The sequence below is a fragment of the Flavobacterium sp. UBA6135 genome (assembly GCF_002428305.1).
In the GTDB taxonomy this organism is placed as follows: Bacteria; Bacteroidota; Bacteroidia; order Flavobacteriales; family Flavobacteriaceae; genus Flavobacterium.
The window spans coordinates 1-3,260 of record NZ_DIVJ01000021.1; the positions used below are offsets into that span (position 1 = coordinate 1).

Here is a 3,260-nt window from a genome sequence, read left to right on the forward strand (position 1 = left end):
AAGTTTTTACACAAAGGTCGCTAAGCTTTGTTTCATTGTATATTTCTTTGTGTCCTCCGTGTTCTGAAACACAACGGTTTTTGGTATATTTTGTAGCGTGTTTTAAGCAACCAATTTAGTAAATATTTACCGACCAAGAAAATCCGAGAGGATTTTCGTAAGTGAGCAAAAACCAAGCTATAGAATATACTAGTTGTTAGGTACTGTGCTTTTAGCAATTTATAAATCGTGCTATTTTCGGGCCGAATATGTATGGTTTGTTTTTTCCTTTTTTATCGTTATCAATTATTTCTTGCAATATTCCGATACCAAACAATTTCCAATCTGTTGTTTTAAGTATTCTTTGAAGATTTCTAGAATATCCCTCAACTTTCTTTTTTCTAAAATAAACTTTACTATAATCAAAATCCTCTAATTCTTTAAGAAAAAAATCCAGTTCTTTTTCATCTAAACTTGTTTTCAAAGTGTTGAGATTCATATGAGACATTCCTAAATTCTCATTGTATCCAATAATTGCTTTTTTATCTTTCGGAGGTAGCTTTTTTCTGAAATCATTTACGATTCTAAAAAACTCTTTATTTCCACCAAATAAATGTTGAAGTAGAAATGTCATTAAAACTCCAAAAAAGAATGAAATTAAGTTGTCGATTATCATTTTTTCAATATCAATTTTTTTCTGTCGGCATTGTACCTAACGTTCCGCAGCTACCCGAAGGTGGCGATTTCGAAGCTTTTCACTGTCAACCAAGCAGAAACTTTGATAGAAGCACAAAGCATGATTTAACCACTGAACCGCCACTTTTGGGTAGGTGCTGTTAGTGGCTGGTGTTGTTTCAATTTTTCATTTTACACAAAGTTAGTTCTCATTTTGTCAGTTGCTCCAAGTTTTTTTCTGTTTGTCTGAGATGATGTGTTGCGTGGTAAGTCATCAAGTAAAACATTTCTCTGATGGTCATATTACCAAGTAAAGGATGTGGTAAAACAAGTGTGTCAAGTTCTTCTTCTGTGTATTGTTCTAACAGTTGTTGAATTGTTAGAACAATTTTTTGCAATTCCGCTGTGATTGATGCCTTTTGTTCGGGATTTACTTGTTCGGGTAAAAATTGTTGTGGTGCTTGAAGACTTGTCTTAAAATAGTTTTTAAGCACGGTTTCGTAATCCCAAGTCGGACGGTTTATTTTTCCAAACTTCTGTATAATAAATTCTTTTGATGGTAAAACTTTCGGGAATGGCAGCAATGTCAAATATACGTGACTAAATTGTTGTCCCGCAGTCCATTTGTCGTTTTGTCCGTAAACAAATTGGTCGTTAGTCAAAGAATTAATGAAATCACTCATTTCTTTATGATTGTCATAAAACACATTTATAAGTTCCTGCTTTGTCATTGTATTTTATTTAATGGTTTATCTTTCTTTTTTTTGGTTTTCCGTTACACTTGCCACTAACTCGTATTATCATTACAAAATGTATTGTTTAATATTATTGTGATAAACTATTAAAATTCTTATATAGATTGTTTTTTCGCAATTTTATAATGTCACTAAATTACTTATAATATTTAATTTGAAGTGCTAATGCAAAAAATAATTTTAATTATTGTAAGCATAATCTTTTGGAACTTTTAGAAGATGTTGGGTTGGTGAAGTTGGTTGTATAGGAAAAGAAGAATTATCTAACATAAAAATATCGCCCCCTAAAACAACCCCCTATAAAATTAAAAAACCTTGAAAATCAAAAGATTAACAAGGTTTTAAGTACAAGAGGCGGGACTTGAACCCGCACGAGCCTTACAGCTCACTGGATTTTAAGTCCAGCGTGTCTACCAATTCCACCACTCCTGCATTGGTATTAAATTTTTTTGAGCGAAAGACGGGATTTGAACCCGCGACCCCCACCTTGGCAAGGTGGTGCTCTACCCCTGAGCTACTTTCGCAAATATTATTAATGAACGCGCACTTAATTGCTTAAATGAGACGGCAAATTTAAAACATTTCTATTAACTGCAAAGATAATTATTAATTTTATTTAAAAGATTTTTTTAATCCGCTTGTTTTAAGGTTGTAATTCTGTAATAATAAAATATATTTGCACTATTTTAAACAATTTTAATGCAAATAACCTCAAAATACATTCCTCAAAAGGTGAATTTTTCAGCAGTATTTAGTGATTTTAAGCAGTTAACCAAAGTGGGCTTGTCGCTGAGTGTGGTGTTTTCATCATTGGCTGGCTATTTATTGGCCGTTGAAGAAATTAAGGTTTCAATCCTTATTTTATTGGCAATTGGTGGCTATTTAATGGTTGGGGCTTCAAACGCTTTTAACCAAATTATTGAAAAAGATACCGATGCCTTAATGAAACGAACCATGAACCGACCTTTGCCAACAGGCAGAATGCACGTTTCCATGGCGATGGTGATTGCGGTCTCTTTTACCATTTTAGGCTTGGCTATTTTATACAGTATCAATCCAAAAAGTGCCTTGTTTGGCGCTATTTCTATTTTTCTATACACCAGTGTTTACACGCCGTTAAAATCGATAACACCTTTGGCCGTTTTTGTTGGCGCAATTCCCGGAGCCATTCCTTTTATGTTGGGTTGGGTTGCCGCAACCGACGATTTTTCCATTGAACCAGGCATGTTATTTTTAATTCAGTTTTTTTGGCAATTTCCGCATTTTTGGGCAATCGCTTGGCTTCAATATGATGAATACAAAAAAGCCGGATTTAACTTAATGCCAATGGGACAAAAAAATAAAAAAGCGGTGGTGCAAATTATTATTTATACTGTTTGTTTGATCATAGTTTCTGTGATTCCTGTATTGAAATTGACAGGAAATTTTTATATTTATCCGGTCACAGCAATTATTGTTGCATTATTGGGTGGCGTGATGTTATTTTATGCCGTTAAATTATATAAAAACCAAACCAATAAAGAAGCAAGACAACTCATGCTTTCAAGCGTTTTATACATTACTTTAATTCAGGTTATTTATGTGGTTGATAAATTTTTACATTAAGATTTTAAATTAAAATATATGAATTTTTAACCTAAAAAAAAACTCAACAGTTAAACGATTAACTAATAAAAAATCTCATGAAACAAACTATAGATCAAGAATACAAACAAGCAAAAAGAAAGTCGGCCAAGCCTATGTTGTGGGTTTCCATGGTGAGTATGACCATGATGTTTGCCGGATTGACAAGTGCTTATGTGGTAAGCAGAAAACGTCCAGATTGGGTTTCCTTCGATTTGCCAAACGCAT

Annotated in this window: 3 protein-coding genes, 2 tRNA genes and 1 pseudogene; 2 read left to right on the forward strand and 4 right to left on the reverse strand. The window is 33.2% G+C overall.

All coding sequences use genetic code 11. From position 1 onward, the window contains the following. Window positions 1-211: 211 nt before the first annotated feature. From B3L86_RS05790 to B3L86_RS05805, 4 genes are all read right to left on the reverse strand, one after another. Window positions 212-655 (reverse strand): hypothetical protein, encoded by a 444-nt coding sequence (locus tag B3L86_RS05790; protein WP_291116208.1) that lies wholly within the window; start codon window positions 653-655, stop codon window positions 212-214. Between the two features lie 208 nt (window positions 656-863). Next, entirely contained in the window at window positions 864-1,385 is a 522-nt protein-coding gene (locus tag B3L86_RS05795; protein WP_291116211.1) for a DinB family protein, read from the reverse strand. A 370-nt stretch (window positions 1,386-1,755) separates the two neighbouring features. Further along, window positions 1,756-1,841 (reverse strand) — tRNA-Leu (locus B3L86_RS05800). 20 nt (window positions 1,842-1,861) lie between these two features. Further along, window positions 1,862-1,933 (reverse strand) — tRNA-Gly (locus B3L86_RS05805). A gap of 175 nt (window positions 1,934-2,108) precedes the next feature. Between B3L86_RS05805 and cyoE the strand changes: the two genes are divergently transcribed. Together cyoE and B3L86_RS13670 are read left to right on the forward strand one after the other, a co-directional pair. Next, entirely contained in the window at window positions 2,109-3,014 is a 906-nt protein-coding gene (gene cyoE / locus B3L86_RS05810; RefSeq protein WP_291116214.1) for a heme o synthase, read from the forward strand. A gap of 77 nt (window positions 3,015-3,091) precedes the next feature. Continuing rightward, window positions 3,092-3,260: pseudogene (locus B3L86_RS13670) on the forward strand (heme-copper oxidase subunit III); the annotation flags it as partial.